The organism is Marinobacter adhaerens HP15, assembly GCF_000166295.1.
In the GTDB taxonomy this organism is placed as follows: Bacteria; Pseudomonadota; Gammaproteobacteria; order Pseudomonadales; family Oleiphilaceae; genus Marinobacter; species Marinobacter adhaerens.
Window position 1 is genome coordinate 272,474 of record NC_017506.1, and the last position, 18,576, is coordinate 291,049.

Sequence of the window (18,576 nt, forward strand, 5' to 3'; positions counted from 1 at the left end):
TTTCAGGCCTCGGCCTTCAGCTGATCCAGCAGAATCTTCAGGGCGCGTCCGCGGTGGCTGATGCTGCCCTTTTCGGCGCGGGACAGTTCCGCCGCACTGCAGCCATGCTCTGGTGCCAGGAACACCGGGTCATAACCGAAGCCGCCATCGCCCTGAGGGGATCTGAGGATCGAGCCCGGCCAGCGGCCATGGCAGATGATCGGGGTCGGATCTTCGGCATGGCGCAGGTATACCAGCACACAGTGAAACTGGGCGCCCCGTTGCCCGTCCGGCACGCCCGCCATGGCGTCCAGCAGGGCGTCCACATTGTCCTGATCGGTTGCATCATCGCCGGCAAAGCGGGCAGAGCGCACGCCCGGGCGGCCTTCAAGCGCGTCCACCGCCAGACCACTGTCGTCAGCGAGTGCTGGCAGCCCGGTTTCCCGTGCCGCGTGGCGCGCCTTGAGAATCGCGTTTTCTACAAAGGTGACCGCCGGCTCCTCGGCTTCACCGACGCCCAGATCGCCCTGGGCAATCGGCGTCATGCCAAGAGGTGCCAGGAGCTCGGTCAACTCGGCGATTTTGCCCCTGTTATTGCTGGCGATGACAAGTCGGTTGGTCATAGAGGCTTAATCGCTGAACAGTGTGTGAGCAAACCGTACCGCCAGGTCCTGCTGGTGTCCGGTAGGGCGTGCGGTAATATTGAAAGTCATCAGTTCGCCGGAGGAATACTGATACTCGGCAATAAAGTACACGGAGTCGCCCTCCTGGATGCGGCGGAACGCCAGGAAGCGCACCTGCTGGACATCGTTGGTTACCTTGCCTTCCACCTGGCCGCTCACCGGGGACATTGAGCCATCGTCGTTTTCCTCCATGATGGAGATATTGACGATGCCTATGCCCTTGCTCCGCTGAAGATTATTGGCCTGGGCGACTTCCGGAGCCAGGAAGGTGCTGGGCAGGACACTCCAGAGTACCTTGTAGTCTCCGAAATCCTTCGAGCCGGCCTGTGCCTGCAGGCTGAACAGGCCAATCAGCGTAATTGCCAGCAGCGTACGGAATGTGGAAAAGGTTTTTGCGATCATTGCTAGGTCTCCCGTGTGATTCGGTAAATGGCAATTTCGCCCAACAAGTTCGGCCAGAGACGAGCCAGCCAGCTGTTCTGGTGCTGGCCGTCAACCACCCGGCGGCTTTTGATCCTGATGCCTTTCTGACGGCACAGTGCCTCAAAATCCTTGAAGGTGCACAACCTTATGTTGGGCGTGTTATACCATTTATACGGCAGTGCCTCGGATTCGGGCATACGACCGCTCAAAGTCAGTCCCCAGCGCAATCGCCAATGAGCAAAGTTGGGGAAGGTCACGATGCCTTCGCTGCCAACCCGCAGCATTTCATCCAGTACCCTGTCAGGGCGCCGGACCGCCTGAAGCGCCTGGGTCATCAGAACAATATCGAAACTGCCATCTTCAAAGTTCCCCAGCCCCTGGGTGTCCAGGTTCTGTTCGATAACCGCCACTCCACGGCCCATGCAGGCGGTGATGTGGTCCGGGTTTATCTCCAGGCCGAAGCCACTGGCACCCCGTTCCCGCTGGAGGAAATCAAGAAGAGTGCCATCGCCACAGCCCAGGTCCAGAACATGGTGGCCGGGCTGAACCCACTGCTGGATGATTTCGAGATCCGGTCTCATGCGCCGACCTCCCGTGCTACCCGGTCCATATAGGCGTTAAAGATGTCAGTGTACCTCGGGGTCGGAATCAGAAACGCGTCGTGTCCCCAGGGTGCGTCCACCTCGGCGTAGCTGACCTTCCTGCGCGCGCCAATCATGGCATTGACCATTTCTTCCGAGCGGGCCGGCGTGAAGCGCCAGTCGGTGCTGAATGACAACACCAGGTATTCACAACTGGCCGCTGCCAGTGCTTTCGAGAGGTCGCCGCCAAACTCGTAGGCCGGATCAAAGTAGTCCAGGGCTCGGGTCATCAGCAGGTAGGTGTTGGCGTCAAACGATTCGGAAAAGCGCTCGCCCTGATAGCGGAGGTAGCTTTCGACCTGGAACTCCGCGTCATAACCAAACTTGTATGCCTGGTCACGGAGTTCGCGGCCAAATTTCTCGCCCATGGAAGCATCAGACAGATACGTGATATGGCCAACCATCCGCGCCAGCATAAGGCCACGCCTGGGAACCGTATCAAAGTCGTAATAGCGCCCGTCGTGAAACTCCCGATCAGAGGTTATTGCCTGGCGTGCCACTTCATTGAAGGCAATATTCTGGGCGGTCAATCGCGGAGTGGACGCAATCACCACCGCATGCCGCAGGCGATCGGGGTAGTCCAGGCTCCACTGCAGGGCTTGCATGCCGCCGAGGGAGCCGCCAACAACGGCCGCCCAGCATTGAATGCCGAGCCGATCTGCCAGCAGCGCCTGACTCTTGACCCAGTCGCCCACGGTGATAACCGGAAACTCCGGGCCAAACGGCTTTCCGGTTTCGGGATTGATGCTGTTGGGGCCGGTGCTGCCGTGACAGCCGCCCAGATTGTTCAGGCTGACAACAAAAAAACGATCGGTATCGATGGGCTTTCCGGGGCCGATACAGCTGTCCCACCAGCCGGGTTTGCGGTCCTCGGCAGAGTGGTAGCCGGCCGCGTGGTGATGGCCGCTCAAGGCGTGGCAGATAAGAACGGCATTGCTGGCGTCGGCATTCAGGGTGCCGTAGGTTTCCACCACCAGGTCATAGTTTTCCAGGGACTGGCCGCAGGCCAGATCGATGGGAGCGTCGAAATGATAGGTCTGCGGGGAGACAATCCCGACAGAATCCGCAGGCAGGGTATCAGGCATCGGCGCGAATGGTTCCTGGTTCGATCCGTAAGTGTCTGGAAAAGCAATGACAAAGTCATCGACAGCCCAGCAGTTTAAAGCCGGGGCGTGATGGCTGCAACCGCCTGAGTGGTCGCGCTTGCGGGGCTCAGACGGCCCCGGAGATGTTCACCACTTTTTGCTGGATCAGGGTAGGGGCCGGTTTGCGGATCTGGCGCTGCATCGCGTCGGCCAGTTCCAGTTGCCTGCGCAGGTCGGCAATGGTGTTGGTCAGGCGCAGGCGCTCGGTGCGGCTGTCCTTGTCGTTGCGAACCATATCGCGAAGGCGCCGGATCTGGTGCTCCAGAAGCTGCTTCTGCTCCATGGAATACTGCATGATCGGTAGCAGGGCTTCTGATGGCCAGCGCTCAACGTCCTGGCGTACACGGGCATGCAGTGTGCGGGCTTCGCCCACCATGACATTGAAAAACCGGCGAACCAGAACCGATTGCTCGGTGAGCAGATTCTTCGGACTGATGCGGAAGCGTCTCGCTTTTTTGCGCAACTCGCGGATGGCAATGACATGGCGCCCGGCCCGCAGCGGGATGGGCTCAAGGTGACGTGCCCGGTTGTCTTCGTTATAGCGACGGTAAATCGCGCCAACCATTTTTTCGGCCAGGTGCCCTTCGCTCAGAAGGTTGGTCAAGTCGCTTTCAAGCAGTTCGAAAAACTGATCCATGGCGCGGTTCATCCCGGCAGTGGTCCAGCTCTTCGACATACTGGTACGTACATGTTCCGCATGGGCTTCGAAGCGGTCTTCGCTCACCAGTTTCTTCAGCAGGTCGCCCTGGGAGTCCATGAGGCGACGGCTGGAGCGCAGGGTGATCAGCTTCTTGTAGTAAAAGTCGTAGTCTTTCTGGGCGCGTTCTGCGAGGCGGCCCAGCGCTGCCTTGTCCATGGTAACGCCCGCGCACGCCTGGAGTTCTTCCTCCAGGGATTCAAGGCGGTACTGCATGGCTGCCTGGCTGTTCTGGAGCATGCCCAGCAGGTCGTTGATCAGACTCTGGGTGATCAGCTGTTCCTTGTGCATGAGGATGCGCTGGATAATCAGCTGCTCAAGCTGATTGATATTGGAACGGTCAAACAGGTCGTTGTCTTTCTTTACCCTTGCGACCAGCCCTTGCTTGGCAGAAACCGGGATAACATCGTGCTGGCGCATGCCCAGGTGGTCGGCCGTGTAACCGCGCACCCGCTCAATCGCCTCGTTGGTGTGGCGCTCGCCCTGGAGGTCATCCCAGAGCACGTCGATCTTGTTCAGCACGGCAAAGCGGCCGGCGCGATGGTCGGCGTGCTGGGTGTCGATGTGCTCTTTCCAGATGGTCATGTCGCTGGCGGTCACACCGGTGTCGGCACTCAGCACGAAGATCACGGCATGGGCGCGGGGCAGCATGCTGATCGTCAGCTCCGGCTCGGAACCAAGGGCATTCAGGCCCGGCGTATCGAGGATCCGCAGGCCGCGCTCGAACAGGGGGTGGCGGATGCTGATCTGTGCGTTCCGCCAGGCAGGTACAAGTACATTGCCCGGGTTGTTGCGATCATTCTCGAGCATGCCCTCGTCGAAGCCGAGTGCGCGAGCCTCCTCAGGTGGCACACTCTTGACGCGGGCAACCTCGGCAAGCACCTCCCGCATGATTTCAGGGTCGCGCTCATCTAGCTCATGTTTGACCCAGCGTTCCGGCTGCTTGCGCAACTGCTGCAGGGACAGTTCGCCGTTTCGGGTCTCGATGGGAAGCAGGAGCAGGTAGTTTTCATTGGCGCTGCGATCGAAGAAAAGCTCCGTGGGGCACATGGTCGTGCGCCCCGCCTGGGACGGCAGCATGCGCTGGCCATACTCGGAGAAGAACAGGGCGTTGATCAGTTCGGTTTTACCGCGGGAGTATTCGCCGACAAACGCAATGGTCAGTTCATCCTCAATCAGCAGCTCCAGCCCGTGGCGTATGCGGGTGCTGACATCGTCGGAGAACAGATTGTTATCCTGCAGCCACAGCCGGTACCTGCCGATCTGGCGGATCAGCTCTTTTTTCCAGTTGTGATAAGCCTCTACCTGCTGCGACAGAGTTCCCTGTTGGTTCATCGGATATTCCTTCTGCGCGACTTCCTGGTATCCCGGTCAGAACGGGGTGCTCACGGGTGACGGATTAATTACCGGTAATACTATCCTGTTATTTATAAGTTTGTGGCTGGGCTGGAATGGAGGAAATGGCCAAACTTGCCGGAAATTCAATAAAAAAGCTGCAAAATCAGTCACATGACTTTGCAGCTCGGGAATGATGGATTTCGTGGCTAAGTGTTACAAAGTGTATATTTGAGACGGGGTTTACATACCTAGCCCGATGGAGCCGAGGCCTGCGGCCATTTTCATGTGTTCAATCACCACTGAGATCACGTTCAGAATCAGGAAAACGATGATGGGTGACAGGTCCAGGCCGCCCATGGAGGGCATGATGTTTCGCACCGGGCGCATGACCGGCTCGGTGATCTGGGCGACCAGCTGGATGGCCGGGTGGCCACTGCCCGGCGCGATCCAACTGACGACCACCACTGCAATCACCGACCAGAAATAGATCTTCACGATCAGGTCCAGTACGTTCAGTACCGCCCACACCAGCAGCGTAATCGGATTTATGGCCGGAATGCCTCCGTTCAGCGCCACCAGGATCAGGAAGAAGGTGATGCCCTGAATGATGACTGCAAGAACCAGCGAAGCTCCATCGAAACCGCCCAGGCCAGGAATAACCCGCTGTAGCGGGCGTAGCGGTGGATTGGTGGCCTTGACCACAAATTGAGTGATGGGATTGTAGAAGTCGGCCCTGGCCAGTTGAAGCAGGAACCGAAGCAGCACAATCGTCAGGTAAAAGGTGGATGCGATGAGCAGGATGGTAATCAGAATATCTGCCAGCATGAAGCCGTGTCTCCGTTATCGGTTACTGTTTGCCTGCCAGTTCTTTGGCCATTTCTTCCGAACGCTTGAAGGCGGCCTTGTACGCTTTGGCTACCAGATCGCGCATACCACCTTCCTCGAACGTGTTGATGGCCTGTTCGGTGGTTCCGCCAGGAGACATCACATTACGCTTGAGCTGGCCGGGATCGTGCTCGCTTCGACCGGCCATTTCCGCGGCTCCCGCCATGGTCTGGATGGCCAGTTCCCTCGCGGTTCCGGCGGCAATGCCAGCCTCAGTGGCCGCTTCCTCAAGCGCCTCAAGCATCAGGAAGAAATAGGCGGGGCCGCTGCCGGAGAGAGCGGTAACCGCGTGCAGCAGGTTTTCGTCCTCAACCCAGAGCGCTGACCCGATGCTTTCGAACACCGATTCCACCATCTTCTTCTGTTTATCTTTCACTTCTTTGTTGGCAAACAGGCCTGCAGCCCCTTTGCCGACCAGGGACGGTGTATTGGGCATTACCCGGACCATCGGCAGGCCGCCACCAAGCCAACCATCGAGGGTATCCGCTGTCAGGCCGGCGGCGATGGATACCATCAGTGGGCGAGTGTTCTGGACCACTGGTGCAATGTCGCGACAGACGTCGGCCATGACCTGGGGTTTCACCGCCAGAACTACCATGTCAGCCTGCTGGGCGCAGTACCGGTTGTCTGTGGTGACGCTTACGCCAAAGCGCTTGCGGATTGTCTGTAGGTGCGCGTCATCCGGCGCGCTGACCCAGATATTGCCGGCCTTATAGCCGTTATCCAGCATACCGCCAATGATGGCGCTGGCCATGTTGCCGGCGCCAATAAAAGAAATGGTTGGTGATGTGCTCAAGGTTAACTCCCCGGTTGATCGGTTAAACGTCCGGCCCTGATCATAGCAGGAACCGGCCGGTTCAGCTCTTTACTGGGCGTTTGCCGAATAGGGCAGTGCCGACCCGTACCCAGGTGGCGCCTTCCGCAATCGCGACTTCCAGGTCGCCGGACATGCCTATCGACAGTGTGTCGAGTGGGCCGGCGTCGGGATGGTCTGACCGCAGCTGTTTCAGGGTATTGGCAAGTTTCCGGAAACTGGCTCTCAATCCTGCTTCAGGCTGATCCGGATCCGGAATGGCCATCAGGCCTCGCAAGCTGATGTTCGGCAATTCGCCAATTTCGGCCACCAGATCCGGCAGCTCATCCAGAGTGCAGCCGGATTTGCTCTCTTCCTCATTAATATTGACCTGAAGACAGATATTCAATGGCGGCAGCGCAGGATCGCGCTGTTCGCTCAGGCGACGGGCAATCTTAAGGCGGTCGACGCTGTGTACCCAGGAAAAGGCGGAGGCCATCTGTCGCGTCTTGTTGGACTGGATCGGCCCGATGAAATGCCAGTCGACGCCCTCGAGATCTGCAAGAGCCTCCATCTTCTCGAGGGCCTCCTGGAGGTAGTTCTCACCGAAGGCCCGCTGCCCGGCAGCGAAGGCTTCCCGCAGGTCTTCCGGTGGTCGGGTTTTGCTGACGGCGAGCAAATGCACAGACCCGGGCGCACGGCCTGCCTGCAATGTTGCTTTTTGTATGCGTCGGGTTACGCTCCCGATGTTGTCTGCTATGCTGCTCATAGTGTGAGAATGCCACGCTCGGTCTGTCACTTGTACGGTGACACGTTACCCGCAGGTCACTGAAATGCCAAGTGAACCGCGCCGGGGCCCCGCCGGGCGGAAACTACCGGGATAAAAGAAAAAGCCTTCCGAGGATTCCTATGGATATTACTGAACTGCTTGCCTTTTCGGCGAAACAGGGTGCGTCTGACTTGCACCTCTCTGCCGGTTTGCCCCCGATGATTCGTGTTGATGGTGATGTACGCCGCATCAACCTGCCGCCCATGGAGCACAAAGAAGTCCACGGGCTCATCTACGACATCATGAATGACAAGCAGCGTAAGGACTACGAGGAATTCCTGGAAACCGACTTCTCCTTCGAAGTTCCGGGCGTCGCCCGTTTCCGTGTTAACGCTTTTAACCAGAACCGTGGCGCAGGCGCCGTGTTCCGGACCATCCCTTCCAAAGTACTGACCATGGAAGATCTGGGTATGGGGCAGGTGTTCAAGGACGTGTCTTCAGTGCCTCGTGGTCTGGTACTGGTGACCGGCCCGACGGGCTCGGGTAAGTCCACCACGCTGGCGGCGATGATCGATTACATCAACGACACCCGCTACGAACACGTTCTCACGATTGAAGACCCCATCGAATTCGTACACGACTCCAAAAAATGCCTGGTGAACCAGCGGGAAGTGCACCGGGATACTTTGGGCTTCAACGAAGCACTGCGGTCAGCCCTGCGGGAAGACCCCGACATCATCCTGGTTGGTGAGCTCCGGGATCTGGAAACCATCCGCCTGGCACTGACAGCGGCTGAGACCGGCCACCTTGTATTCGGCACCCTGCACACCACCTCCGCGGCCAAAACCATTGACCGTGTGGTCGACGTTTTCCCGGCAGAGGAAAAGTCCATGGTGCGGTCGATGCTGTCTGAATCCCTGCAGGCGGTTATTTCCCAGACCCTGATGAAGAAAATGGGTGGCGGCCGTATTGCCGCGCACGAGATCATGATCGGTACGTCTGCGATCCGGAACCTGATTCGGGAAGACAAGATTGCCCAGATGTACTCGTCGATTCAGACCGGTGGCTCTCTGGGCATGCAGACGCTGGATCAGTGCCTTGAGCGGCTGCTGCAGAAAGGACTGATTTCCCGCGAAGCTGCGCGGGCTAAGGCGAAGATGCCGGATAACTTCTGACACGGTGCGTTCGGCGCCGAACAATGAAAATTGGGTAGAAAAATGGAATTCGAAAAACTGTTACGGCTGATGGTGGAGAAGGGCGGTTCGGACCTGTTTATTACAGCGGGTGTGCCGCCAAGCATGAAGGTGAACGGGAAAGTTTTGCCGGTCACCAAGAACGCGTTGACGCCGGAGCAGACCAGGGAGTTCGTTTACGGCGCCATGAACGACAAGCAGCGCGCCGAATTCGAGGAAACCCATGAGTGTAACTTCGCTATCAGTGCCCGTGGCATTGGCCGTTTCCGTGTTTCTGCCTTTTTCCAGCGCAACCTGTGCGGGATGGTGCTGCGTCGGATCGAGGTAAAGATTCCGCAGATCGATGATCTGTCGTTGCCGGAGGTAATCAAAGAACTGGCCATGACCAAGCGTGGCCTGATCATGTTCGTGGGCGCTACCGGTACCGGTAAGTCTACGTCCCTGGCGGCCATGCTCGGGCATCGTAACCGCAACAGCCGTGGCCACATCATTTCCATCGAAGACCCAATCGAATTCGTGCACCAGCATCAGGGTTGTATCGTTACCCAGCGCGAGGTGGGCATCGATACCGAGAGCTTCGAAGTAGCGCTGAAGAACACCCTGCGCCAGGCACCAGACGTTATTCTGATCGGTGAGGTTCGTACCCGGCAGACCATGGAATATTCCGTGCAATTCGCCGAGACCGGTCACCTGTGTCTGGCGACCCTGCACGCCAACAACGCCAACCAGGCGCTGGACCGGATCATCCAGTTCTTCCCGCCGGAACAGCACAACCAGATCTGGATGGACCTGTCCCTGAACCTCAAGGCGATCGTGGCTCAGCAGCTGGTGCCAACGCCAGATGGCAAGGGCCGTAAGGCGGTTATCGAGGTGCTGATCAATACCCCGCTGGTATCGGACCTGATCCGGAAGGGCGAGGTGCATCGGCTGAAAGAGCTGATGTCCAAATCCAACGAATCCGGTATGCAGACCTTTGATCAGGCGCTTTATCACCTGTATGCGGAGGGTTCGATTACCTACGAGGATGCCCTGGCCCACGCAGACTCTGCCAACGACCTGCGCCTGATGATCAAGCTGGGTGCCGACGCCCAGGGAGCCGACAAGCTCTCGTCTTCCGTCGACAAGCTTTCTATTCAAGATGACTGAGTACCGGCTCAGCATAAGACGTTGGTCGTAGAAAGTTAGGGCCCCGAACCGTTAGGGATGGCATTTGAGGCCAGTAAGGGGTGGTGCGTATACTCCGCGCGATTCAATAAGGAGATACCATGCACCACCGTTCCTCAACGCTTGCACGAGCTGTACGTCTTACCACCCTCGCGGCGCTCGCCGCACCTGCCTCTACCCTGGCAGGCGGCTTTTCCCTAAATGAGCAGAGCGCCAGTGCGATGGGCACCGCTAACGCCGGTGCCGCCGCCAACCCCGAAAATGCGACCACGGTTCTTTTTAACCCCGCCGGTATGAGCCAGTTGTCGGGCACAAATATTTCGTTTGGTGCTGCGGTTCTGGATATTGATGCGGAGGCCAAGGAAAGTAGTATCCGGACCTCCAGAAACAATCCCTCGGTGCCTGTAACCCCGGCCAGTAGCGGAGGGGATATTGCAGACCCTGCGGTGCTGCCGAATTTTTATCTAAGTCACGAAATCAACGAGTCGATAGACGTCGGTTTTGGAATCCATGCGCCCTATGGTTTGGCGGCGGATTACGATAACGACTTTGCAGGGCGTTTTTTCGCTGACAAGACAGAGCTCACGGCGATCGCATTCACGCCCTCGGTTTCTCTTAACAATGGCCAGGGCCTGTCAATGGGTGTTGGTTTGAATGTCCTATACGCGGAAGGACGCTTGAGCCGCTACCAGGACATCAGTGCTCAAGTAGGGACAGCGGCGCTTGCGCTTGAGGAGCCTTATGCGGATGCAGAGGGTGACGATGTTGGCATGACGTTCCGTGTTGGCTTTCTTTATGAGTTGACCAGCGCTACTCAGATTGGCCTCACGCTTCAGACGGGTACGGAACTCGAGCTGGAGGGTGACCTTGAAATCTCTGGCATAACCAATCCGTCCAACCCGATGGGGCCGACGCTGTCCGCCTCAGAGAGTATCAAGGTGCCTCTGGCGATTCCTGAGAGCGCGACCCTGGGGCTTCGTCACAGCCTTACCGATAACGTTACTCTTCTGGCTGGAGCAACTTACGCTCGTTGGAGCCGATTCGAGGAGCTTGATATCGTCAGCACCGAAGCTGGTGGTGCCATTAGTGGTGCGCCGCAAGAAGGCGCTGTGATTTCTCATGTTACCGAACAATGGGAAAACAGCTGGCAGATCAACGCTGGTGCTATCTGGCAGGCTTCGCCTGAATGGGCGTTTAAAGCCGGATATGCCTGGGATGAGTCGCCCGTGAATCAGTATGTTACCGCCCGAATTCCCTCCAGTGATCGTCACTGGCTGACTCTCGGTGCCCAATGGGCTGACGCCCAAAGTGGCTGGACGGTCGACGTAGCGGTTGGAACGCTCTTGTTCACGGACGATCCACGAGTCAACGATCGGAATTACCAGCATGAAAACCCGAGCGAGATCGCGCAACTGGCGCCTGGTGTTGAGGATCCAAGCCTTTACGCTGCTGAGTACGATCTGAGCGCCTGGAGCGCTGCGTTCGAAGTAAGCAAGTCCTTCTAAAATCCGGAGAATCTGGCCGGCTGAAGGCCGGTCAGCCAACCACCTGGCCACGGTAGATGACTTTTTTCTTCCGTGGCGGGTCGATCTGTCCCTCCTCGTCCTGTTCCGCTGATGCGGGCGGAGCATCGGCAATGACCTGGCCTCTGTAGTTACGCTTCAGGCCGTCATCTTCTTCCTCGGGCTCAATATTGAGCTGCGGAACCCGTTCTTTGAGGGTCTCCCAAACACGAGTCAGCTGACTGGAGCGGGTTTTCCGCGCGTAATCGGCCAGTTGTTGTTCCAGATGCTCTTCCGTGAGGTGCAGTTTGACGCCGAATTCCGTGTGAATCAGGCGGCGGCACTGGTGAACCAGTTTCAGCACGCTGGGGTCCAGCAGCCAGCTACGTTCAGATGCCAGAGAAGTCATGGTATGAGCCTCGGAGATGGGTGTCACAACATGGCGCAGCCCGGAGTGTCTGATGGGACGGCGCCGACTCTGGAATCGTAGCGAATATCGTGCCGTAAAGGCGATAGAATCGGCCGGCCTTGGCGCCTCCGCGGCCTGGCGGCAAGCCGCGAAAGCTGAGGGCAGGTTCAGTGTTTGCAAGTATGAGCGTTTTCGGTGCGTGCAAGGGCGTCCATGCCCTGTTTTGGGGAGCGTCAGTGTGCCTCATCCCAGTTGTCGCCGACGCCGGCTTCCACCAGCAGGGGAACGTCCAGCTCGGCCGCTGCCGACATACGCTTCTCAAGTCCTGATCGGATCTTGTCGAGTGCCGATTCTTTGACCTCAAGAATCAGTTCATCGTGCACCTGCATGGTCATGCGAGCTTCATCGGCGTGCTCTTTGAGCAGCCAGTTCTCTACATCCACCATGGCCCGCTTGATGATATCCGCGGCAGTACCCTGCATCGGGGCGTTGATAGCGGTTCGCTCCGCAGCCTGCTGCAGCTGTTTGTTGCGGGCATTTATCTCTGGCAGGTACAGGCGCCGGCCGAAGAGCGTCTCCACAAAACCGTCGTCATGGGCCTGTTTGCGGATGTTGTCCATGTATTTAAGAACGCCGGGATAGCGTTCGAAATAACGATCGATGTATTCCTGGGCGAGTTTGCGCTCAACGTCCAGTTGCCGGGAAAGGCCAAAGGCGGACATGCCGTAGATCAGGCCGAAGTTGATGGCCTTGGCGCTCCGACGCTGGTCTGAGGACACATCGTCAAGGCTGACCCCGAATACTTCCGATGCCGTTGCCTTGTGAATGTCTTCGCCCTTCTCAAACGCTTTGAGCAGTCCTTTGTCTCCCGAGAGATGGGCCATGATCCGAAGCTCGATCTGAGAGTAGTCGGCAGCGACGAGCTTGTATCCCTCGGGCGCAATAAAGGCCTGCCGTATACGGCGTCCCTGTTCGCTCCTGATGGGGATATTCTGCAGGTTGGGTTCCGACGAGGACAGTCGACCGGTAGCAGTGACAGCTTGATGGTAGGACGTGTGTACCCGGCCGGTACGATGGTGAATCAGCTCCGGCAGCGTGTCGGTGTAGGTCGACTTCAGCTTGCTCAGGCTTCGGTGCTCAAGAATCAGACGCGGCAGTTCGTGTTCGTGGGCGAGTTCCTGAAGCACCGGCTCCGCTGTTGACGGCGCGCCCTTTGGGGTTTCTTGATGACCGGCAGCCCCATCTTGTCGTAGAAGATCGCCTGCAGCTGCTTGGTGGAGCCCAGGTTGAAGGTTTCCCCGGCCACTTCATGGGCCTCTTTTTCCAGCTCCGCCATGCGCTCCGCCAGTTCCTGGCTGTGCTGGCGCAGAGTACTCGCGCTGATGAGGGTGCCACGCTGCTCCATTCGCGACAGTACCGGCACCAGGGGTAAATCGATATCTTCGTACACAGCGGCCAGTTTTCCGGTCTCTTTCAGCTTCGGTCGCAGGGTCTGGTGCAGGCGCAGGGTAATGTCCGCATCTTCGGCGGCGTAGGGCGCCGCTTTTTCAAGGTCAATCTGGTTGAAAGTGAGTTGTTTCGCGCCTTTCCCCGCAATGGACTCAAAGCTGGTGGTCTTCTCGCCGAGGTAGTACATGGCGAGGCTGTCCATATCGTGCCGCGTGGCCACAGAGTTCAGAACGTAGGATTCCAGCATGGTGTCTTCGGCAATGCCCTCCAGAGTAATGCCGTGGTTGGCCAGTACGTTTTTGTCGTACTTCAGATTCTGGCCGACCTTTGCCAGGTCGGGGTTCTCCAGCAGTGGTTTAAGCTGGTCCAGCACCTGATCACGGTCCAGCTGCTCGGGCGCGCCCATATAGTCGTGCCCCAGCGGGACATAGGCGGCTTCGCCCGGCTTTACGGCAAAGGAGACACCGACGATTTCGGCGTCCATGTAGCGAAGGCTGGTGGTCTCTGTGTCGAAGGCAAACAGCTCCGCCGCCCCAAGGCGCTCCAGCCACTGATCCAGTTCTTTCTGGTCGGTGATGATGCTGTAGTCTTTTTCGCCGGTTTCCGGTTTGGGGGTTTCATCGCCGGCTCTGGCATTGCTGGAAGAGGAACTTTCGTCCTCTTCGAGTTCGGCGATCCAGCTTCGGAATTCATACTCCCTGAACAGCTCAAGCAATTGCTGGTCGTCCTGCTCCCGGAGTTTCAGGTCTTCCAGGCCAAAATCCAGTTCCACGTCGGTGCGGATGGTCGCCAGTTCACGGCTCAGGGGCAGGGTCTCCGTTGCGTCCCGCAGGTATTCACCGATCTTGCCTTTGATCTCGTCGGCGTGTTCGATGACGTTGTCCAGGTTGTCGTAGCTCTGAAGCCATTTGACCGCGGTTTTCGGTCCGCACTTGTTGACGCCGGGGATGTTGTCCACTTTATCGCCCACCAGGGCCAGGTAATCGACAATCTGCTCCGGAGTAACGCCGAATTTCTCCACCACGCCGTCCCGGTCCATCCGGGTCTCGGTCATGGTGTTAATCAACGTAACGTGATCGCTGACCAGCTGCGCCATGTCCTTGTCGCCGGTGGAGACCACCACATCGATGCCTTTGCTGGTTGCTTCGTTGGCAAGGGTGCCGATCACGTCGTCGGCCTCAACGCCGGTCACCGTTAGCAGCGGCAGCCCCATGGCCTTTACGATCTCGTGAATAGGCTCGATCTGGCAGGCGAGATCCTCCGGCATGGGAGGTCGGTTGGCCTTGTACTCTTCATAGAGATCGTGCCGGAAGGTTTTGCCCTTGGCGTCGAACACCACCACCATCTTGGACCCGGGAAAATCCTGCTCCAGGCGGCGGAGCATGCTGATCACGCCTTTAATGGCTCCGGTCGGATGATCCTTGCTTGTGGTGAGTGGTGGAAGTGCATGATAAGCACGGAAAAGATAGGACGATCCGTCCACAAGAACCACAGGTGGTGTGTTTTTGCTGGTCATGTCAAAACAGGTCCGGAATCTGATTGAAGCGTGGGTTGGCTTATGCAACTCTGTACTGAAATCGATGGACGAAAGGGTATCACGAAAATGAAACGAATCGCCTGCCCGGCTTTGTTGCTCGCCTGTCTGCCTTTGGCCGCTCTGGCCCAGGAAGAAGGCGCTCTGGATGAGACGCCGGTGACAACTCCCGACGAGCCAGTGGTGATCTCGGATTACCAGCCTGCAAGCCAGGGCCCCGAGATTGTTATTCGCCCGGGTGAGCAGGAAGTGTTCTATGAATACCGGGTCAACGGACAGCTGATGGAAATCAAGGTTGTACCGGAAGTCGGACCGGAGTATTACCTGGTGCCGGCGGATGGCGGCGGTTGGATCCGGGAAACCGAGTCCGACATGTTGGTGCCTAGCTGGGTGATTTTCCGCTGGTAAACCTCAGTCAGATCAGATCGACGTTGACCGGCGTTGAGCGCCGGCTCTCCAACCCCTGAATATCCACGGTGGTGATGGCGAACTCGTAAGCGCCTGGCGCCATCTCCGCCAGAGAGAGTCTTGTGGTTGCAGGACTCTCAATACGGATAACCTTGAAGTTGTCCTGGTGTCTGAACCGATAGTAGACCCTGAATTCCGCAATCTCTCCAAGTGCCAGTGACGAGCCGTCCTCACGGGTCAATGGAGCTGTCCATGTCAACTCCTTCGGCTCAGTGGCTGTATATCCGGTTTCCCGAGTCTGCCCAAGTGTGGTCATGAGCCCATCGGTCGCCTTGTTCAGCCGCGAATTTGCGATTTCACTGGCCCTGTCAGAGCTGGTGCTGACGGCGCGGGAATCTTCCTGGCAGGCAGCAAGGAGGAAAGAGGCGGCAATCACTGGTAAAAGAAATATGAAGAAATGCGGTTGTCGGGTTTTGCTGGTGGTCATGGTTACTCGCATACGGGCCTGATCGAGGCCTTTGTTGATTAAACGTATGGAGCCTGAATAAAACGGGGAGACGGGCTTCTTTGACAGCTCGGCATTATGCCATCCGGGTTTTCAGGATCAAGTGAATAATCCGTAAAAGCCCTTATTCGTTCACTTCCTGCTTTTAGTATGAACATTCTAATTTTAGAGCGTAACTTGAGTTGTGAGATTGAAGTAAGGCCCTCGTTGTACTGGTTTCGACAGGGCCTTGGAACTTTCAGGAAACCAAGGGGATTTATCATGGGTAAACTCAAGTCTTATCAGGAACAGCTCCAGGAAATCGTGGACAAGGGTATCAACGCCGCTGAAGAGCAGCAGAAGAAGCTGGCTTCCAAGCCGTTCGATTACGCCGAGAAGCTCGAGTCTGAAGCGCGCGAGTACAGCGTGAAGACCCTGCGCAAGCGTTACAACGGCTACAGCGACAGCCTGTTCGATCAGCTGCGCAACCTGAACAGCCGTTTTGGCAGCTTTGCTGGTGACCTGGTCGCCAAGCTGGAAAAAGAAGCAGCCGAAGGCGCTGATGCAGTTGCAGAAGCCGCGGAAGACGTGTCTGACGCTGCGAAGGATGCGAAAAAAACGGTTGAGCCGAAGAAGACGGCTGCACGCAAGACCACTGCGCGCAAGACCACTTCCACTGCCAAGAAGAGCACTGCATCCGCCTGAATTGTGGATAGCACCTCATCGGTAGGTGAGTGAAATGAAAAGGCCACCGGCTAACACCGGTGGCCTTTTTTGGTCTCGGAAACTTCAGTGCAGAATCAGTTGTCGGTCTTGGTGTGATCCAGTGGCAGAGTTCGTGCCTCGCCGGTAACTTCTTCCAGGCGTTCGATGTCGTCCTCAAAAGCCTTTCGTAGTTCGTCGATTTCCTGGGTCTGTGAGGCAATTTCCCGCTCAATGTCGCGAATCTGGGCCTCCAGCCGCCGGATCTTCTCCAGCGTGCCCTCGGGAATCTCGCGACCGGCCCGCTCCATGTTGGCGGCCCGACTCTGTTCGTTATCCAACTGGCTCGATATCACCGATATATTGCCGCGCTTGAGCTGGATAAGACCCTCGAGCTCGCGGACTTTCCGGTGCATGGCTTTCACGGCCTGATCCGGATGGCTAAAGCGTTTCAGCAGCGCCCGGTCTTGCTCTCGCTGTTCTGCGAGTTCCTTCTGGCGCTGTTTTTCCGCTTCCCGGGCAGCAATTTCTTCTTCGGTTGGTGCCGGTGGAATGGTTTCGATCACGCGACCATTGTTGCTCAGGATGTCATAGCCCCGCTTGGTGGCTTCCTGGGGGATGGTGCTGCTGATTACGATCTGGCCGTTCTCATCCGTGTAACGGTACATATTGGCAGCCGCCTGGGCAGAAAACCCCAGGGCAAGCGCCAGCGCCGTTGTTTTAACAGACAGTGCGGTCAGACGATTGGCCATCAATCAGACTCCGTAACGATCCCGATAACTGGCTACCTTTTCGGCATGCCCGGCAAACTCCGGGTTGGCTTTAAGATAGTCCAAAACCTGCTCGAGACGAATAATGCTCACCACCGGAATGCCGAATTCCTTTTCCACTTCCTGGATGGCAGACAGTTCGCCGTTGCCTTTTTCCTGGCGATCCAGAGCAATCAGCACGCCTGCAGGTTCAGCCCCGGCGGCCCGGATGATATCAATGGATTCCCGGATCGCGGTGCCGGCGGTGATCACATCATCAACAATCAGTACTTTGCCCTGCAACGGTGCGCCAACAATGTTGCCGCCCTCACCATGATCTTTCTTTTCCTTACGATTAAACGCAAAGGGTTTGCTGTTACCGTCTGTAGCCAGCGCCATTGCTGTGACGGTGGCCAACGGAATGCCCTTATAGGCAGGGCCGAAAATAATGTCATAATCCAGGCCGCTGCGCGCGATCGCGGCGGCATAGGCCTTGCTTAACTGAAGCAGGTCGTCCCCGGTATTGAAAAGTCCAGCATTGAAGAAGTAGGGGCTGGTTCGGCCCGACTTGAGCGTGAACTCACCAAAGCGTAGTACATTCCGGCGGATGGCAAATTCGATAAATTTTTGCTGATAGTCGTGCATGACAAGGCTTCTGGCGGGTGTTGATCTTTAATTAGCTCGTAAAAACGGTATCATACACACAAACCGAATCAGGGAACACGTATGCGGGTAGTATCAATCAGCGTCAATGGCCTCGCCCAGGCTGTTGAAAAAGGTTTTTTCGACTGGCTGGCGGAGCAGGACGCTGACGTGGTCTGCGTCCAGGACCATCGCATGCGGGCCTACGAGATTGAGGACTATAACCTGATTCCGGAAGGTTACGAGGCCTACTTTATTGATGGCGAAAAGAATGAAGATGGCGGTGTCGGCATATACACCCGTCATTTCCCGAAGGCCATCATGTATGGATTTGCCAACGAACAGGCCGATCGGGAAGGCCGGTTCATTCAGGCCGATTTTGACAAGGTTTCGGTTGCCTGCGTCCTGGCGCCCTGTGCGTTGGGTCGTGAGGACGAGCTGATTGGCGAGGACGACCTGACGGTTCTCGACCACAAGGACGAATTCATGGAGTCCTTCGGTCTGCACATGCAAAAGACCCTTCGTAAGCGCCGTCAGTTCATTTTCTGCGCCAACCTGCAGACTGCTCATCACGTAACCGACGCCAGCCCGCTGTACCACAAACTGGATTTCTCCGGTTTCCTGCCCCACGAGCGTGCCTGGCTGGATCGTCTGTTCGATGAGATGGGCTGCGTTGACGGCTTCCGGGAGATCAACAAGCAGAGCAACCAGTTCACCTGGTGGCCCGAGCAGGCCGAGGGTTCCCGCAAAAATGCCGGCATCCGTGTGGATTACCAGCTGCTGACACCGGGAATCCGCAAGACCATCGAAGATGGCTGGATCGACGACTCAACCCGCTTCTGTGATCACGCCCCGGTGATCATGGATTACGACATCGAAATCGGCTTCTGAGGTCAGATCTTACCTGAATAGTAGCGGGTTCGGAGGGGGAAACCTTTCCGGGACCGTCTCCGGCCAGGGAAGGCCGGAGCCGAGCGCACATGGATG

At 57.4% G+C, this 18,576-nt stretch carries 18 protein-coding genes and 1 pseudogene; 6 read left to right on the forward strand and 13 right to left on the reverse strand.

What is annotated here, in order from left to right; translation table 11 throughout:
* Nucleotides 1-2 precede the first annotated feature (2 nt).
* The 8 genes from rdgB to HP15_RS01385 form a co-directional block, all read right to left on the reverse strand.
* The gene (rdgB, locus tag HP15_RS01350; protein WP_014575885.1) at nucleotides 3-602 is read right to left on the reverse strand and encodes an RdgB/HAM1 family non-canonical purine NTP pyrophosphatase; all 600 of its coding nucleotides are present in this window, start codon (nucleotides 600-602) and stop codon (nucleotides 3-5) included.
* A 6-nt stretch (nucleotides 603-608) separates the two neighbouring features.
* Nucleotides 609-1,064 (reverse strand): DUF4426 domain-containing protein, encoded by a 456-nt coding sequence (locus tag HP15_RS01355; RefSeq protein ID WP_008174175.1) that lies wholly within the window; start codon nucleotides 1,062-1,064, stop codon nucleotides 609-611.
* A gap of 2 nt (nucleotides 1,065-1,066) precedes the next feature.
* Entirely contained in the window at nucleotides 1,067-1,666 is a 600-nt protein-coding gene (gene metW, locus HP15_RS01360; protein WP_008174176.1) for a methionine biosynthesis protein MetW, read from the reverse strand.
* Nucleotides 1,663-2,811: a homoserine O-succinyltransferase MetX gene (gene metX, locus HP15_RS01365; RefSeq protein ID WP_008174179.1), complete on the reverse strand. Its 1,149-nt coding sequence runs from the start codon at nucleotides 2,809-2,811 to the stop codon at nucleotides 1,663-1,665. Before metX ends, metW begins: the two co-directional genes overlap by 4 nt.
* 127 nt (nucleotides 2,812-2,938) lie before the next feature.
* Entirely contained in the window at nucleotides 2,939-4,903 is a 1,965-nt protein-coding gene (locus HP15_RS01370; RefSeq protein WP_008174181.1) for a dynamin family protein, read from the reverse strand.
* Nucleotides 4,904-5,146: 243 nt separating this feature from the next.
* Complete coding sequence (locus tag HP15_RS01375; protein ID WP_008174183.1) at nucleotides 5,147-5,731, reverse strand: YggT family protein; 585 nt, start codon at nucleotides 5,729-5,731, stop codon at nucleotides 5,147-5,149.
* A 22-nt stretch (nucleotides 5,732-5,753) separates the two neighbouring features.
* Nucleotides 5,754-6,587, reverse strand: a complete 834-nt coding sequence (proC, locus tag HP15_RS01380; RefSeq protein ID WP_014575886.1) for a pyrroline-5-carboxylate reductase — start codon at nucleotides 6,585-6,587, stop codon at nucleotides 5,754-5,756.
* Nucleotides 6,588-6,648: 61 nt separating this feature from the next.
* The gene (locus HP15_RS01385) at nucleotides 6,649-7,353 is read right to left on the reverse strand and encodes a YggS family pyridoxal phosphate-dependent enzyme (protein ID WP_041644903.1); all 705 of its coding nucleotides are present in this window, start codon (nucleotides 7,351-7,353) and stop codon (nucleotides 6,649-6,651) included.
* Nucleotides 7,354-7,493: 140 nt separating this feature from the next.
* Between HP15_RS01385 and HP15_RS01390 the strand changes: the two genes are divergently transcribed.
* From HP15_RS01390 to HP15_RS01400, 3 genes are all read left to right on the forward strand, one after another.
* Nucleotides 7,494-8,528 carry a type IV pilus twitching motility protein PilT gene (locus HP15_RS01390; protein ID WP_008174189.1) on the forward strand — a complete coding sequence of 345 codons (1,035 nt, stop codon included), beginning with the start codon at nucleotides 7,494-7,496 and terminating at the stop codon, nucleotides 8,526-8,528.
* A 42-nt stretch (nucleotides 8,529-8,570) separates the two neighbouring features.
* A complete protein-coding gene (locus tag HP15_RS01395) occupies nucleotides 8,571-9,692 on the forward strand; it encodes a PilT/PilU family type 4a pilus ATPase (protein WP_014575888.1) in 1,122 nt (373 codons plus the stop codon).
* A gap of 239 nt (nucleotides 9,693-9,931) precedes the next feature.
* Nucleotides 9,932-11,215 carry an OmpP1/FadL family transporter gene (locus HP15_RS01400; protein ID WP_014575889.1) on the forward strand — a complete coding sequence of 428 codons (1,284 nt, stop codon included), beginning with the start codon at nucleotides 9,932-9,934 and terminating at the stop codon, nucleotides 11,213-11,215.
* A 31-nt stretch (nucleotides 11,216-11,246) separates the two neighbouring features.
* On the opposite strand, the gene HP15_RS01405 is transcribed toward HP15_RS01400, so the two are convergent.
* Both HP15_RS01405 and polA read right to left on the reverse strand, forming a co-directional pair.
* Complete coding sequence (locus HP15_RS01405) at nucleotides 11,247-11,621, reverse strand: hypothetical protein (RefSeq protein WP_008174194.1); 375 nt, start codon at nucleotides 11,619-11,621, stop codon at nucleotides 11,247-11,249.
* Nucleotides 11,622-11,854: 233 nt separating this feature from the next.
* Nucleotides 11,855-14,586 (reverse strand): annotated as a pseudogene (polA, locus tag HP15_RS01415) (DNA polymerase I).
* A gap of 87 nt (nucleotides 14,587-14,673) precedes the next feature.
* Between polA and HP15_RS01420 the strand changes: the two are divergent.
* Nucleotides 14,674-15,012 carry a DUF2782 domain-containing protein gene (locus tag HP15_RS01420; RefSeq protein ID WP_008174197.1) on the forward strand — a complete coding sequence of 113 codons (339 nt, stop codon included), beginning with the start codon at nucleotides 14,674-14,676 and terminating at the stop codon, nucleotides 15,010-15,012.
* Between the two features lie 7 nt (nucleotides 15,013-15,019).
* On the opposite strand, the gene HP15_RS01425 is transcribed toward HP15_RS01420, so the two are convergent.
* The gene (locus tag HP15_RS01425) at nucleotides 15,020-15,499 is read right to left on the reverse strand and encodes a fibronectin type III domain-containing protein (RefSeq protein WP_169702128.1); all 480 of its coding nucleotides are present in this window, start codon (nucleotides 15,497-15,499) and stop codon (nucleotides 15,020-15,022) included.
* Nucleotides 15,500-15,778: 279 nt separating this feature from the next.
* Between HP15_RS01425 and HP15_RS01430 the strand changes: the two genes are divergently transcribed.
* Nucleotides 15,779-16,201 carry a hypothetical protein gene (locus HP15_RS01430; protein ID WP_014575893.1) on the forward strand — a complete coding sequence of 141 codons (423 nt, stop codon included), beginning with the start codon at nucleotides 15,779-15,781 and terminating at the stop codon, nucleotides 16,199-16,201.
* A gap of 95 nt (nucleotides 16,202-16,296) precedes the next feature.
* Here the strand turns inward: HP15_RS01430 and HP15_RS01435 are convergent, their stop codons facing one another.
* Together HP15_RS01435 and pyrE are read right to left on the reverse strand one after the other, a co-directional pair.
* A complete protein-coding gene (locus HP15_RS01435; RefSeq protein ID WP_014575894.1) occupies nucleotides 16,297-16,950 on the reverse strand; it encodes a DUF4124 domain-containing protein in 654 nt (217 codons plus the stop codon).
* 3 nt (nucleotides 16,951-16,953) lie between these two features.
* A complete protein-coding gene (gene pyrE, locus HP15_RS01440; protein WP_008174208.1) occupies nucleotides 16,954-17,592 on the reverse strand; it encodes an orotate phosphoribosyltransferase in 639 nt (212 codons plus the stop codon).
* Nucleotides 17,593-17,673: 81 nt separating this feature from the next.
* On the opposite strand from pyrE, the gene HP15_RS01445 reads away from it, so the two are divergent.
* The gene (locus tag HP15_RS01445) at nucleotides 17,674-18,480 is read left to right on the forward strand and encodes an exodeoxyribonuclease III (RefSeq protein WP_014575895.1); all 807 of its coding nucleotides are present in this window, start codon (nucleotides 17,674-17,676) and stop codon (nucleotides 18,478-18,480) included.
* The last annotated feature ends 96 nt before the right edge of the window (nucleotides 18,481-18,576 follow it).

What these genes read in the sequence shown, in the direction of transcription:
- HP15_RS01355 (WP_008174175.1), bottom strand. Translation starts at nt 1,064, where the DNA reads ATGATCGCAAAAACCTTTTCCACATTCCGTACGCTGCTGGCAATTACG.
- HP15_RS01370 (WP_008174181.1), bottom strand. Translation starts at nt 4,903, where the DNA reads ATGAACCAACAGGGAACTCTGTCGCAGCAGGTAGAGGCTTATCACAAC.
- HP15_RS01400 (WP_014575889.1), top strand. Translation starts at nt 9,932, where the DNA reads ATGGGCACCGCTAACGCCGGTGCCGCCGCCAACCCCGAAAATGCGACC.
- HP15_RS01430 (WP_014575893.1), top strand. Translation starts at nt 15,779, where the DNA reads ATGGGTAAACTCAAGTCTTATCAGGAACAGCTCCAGGAAATCGTGGAC.
- HP15_RS01425 (WP_169702128.1), bottom strand. Translation starts at nt 15,499, where the DNA reads ATGACCACCAGCAAAACCCGACAACCGCATTTCTTCATATTTCTTTTA.
- HP15_RS01435 (WP_014575894.1), bottom strand. Translation starts at nt 16,950, where the DNA reads ATGGCCAATCGTCTGACCGCACTGTCTGTTAAAACAACGGCGCTGGCG.
- rdgB (WP_014575885.1), bottom strand. Translation starts at nt 602, where the DNA reads ATGACCAACCGACTTGTCATCGCCAGCAATAACAGGGGCAAAATCGCC.
- HP15_RS01405 (WP_008174194.1), bottom strand. Translation starts at nt 11,621, where the DNA reads ATGACTTCTCTGGCATCTGAACGTAGCTGGCTGCTGGACCCCAGCGTG.
- HP15_RS01375 (WP_008174183.1), bottom strand. Translation starts at nt 5,731, where the DNA reads ATGCTGGCAGATATTCTGATTACCATCCTGCTCATCGCATCCACCTTT.
- HP15_RS01420 (WP_008174197.1), top strand. Translation starts at nt 14,674, where the DNA reads ATGAAACGAATCGCCTGCCCGGCTTTGTTGCTCGCCTGTCTGCCTTTG.
- HP15_RS01390 (WP_008174189.1), top strand. Translation starts at nt 7,494, where the DNA reads ATGGATATTACTGAACTGCTTGCCTTTTCGGCGAAACAGGGTGCGTCT.
- metW (WP_008174176.1), bottom strand. Translation starts at nt 1,666, where the DNA reads ATGAGACCGGATCTCGAAATCATCCAGCAGTGGGTTCAGCCCGGCCAC.
- HP15_RS01385 (WP_041644903.1), bottom strand. Translation starts at nt 7,353, where the DNA reads ATGAGCAGCATAGCAGACAACATCGGGAGCGTAACCCGACGCATACAA.
- metX (WP_008174179.1), bottom strand. Translation starts at nt 2,811, where the DNA reads ATGCCTGATACCCTGCCTGCGGATTCTGTCGGGATTGTCTCCCCGCAG.
- pyrE (WP_008174208.1), bottom strand. Translation starts at nt 17,592, where the DNA reads ATGCACGACTATCAGCAAAAATTTATCGAATTTGCCATCCGCCGGAAT.
- HP15_RS01395 (WP_014575888.1), top strand. Translation starts at nt 8,571, where the DNA reads ATGGAATTCGAAAAACTGTTACGGCTGATGGTGGAGAAGGGCGGTTCG.
- HP15_RS01445 (WP_014575895.1), top strand. Translation starts at nt 17,674, where the DNA reads ATGCGGGTAGTATCAATCAGCGTCAATGGCCTCGCCCAGGCTGTTGAA.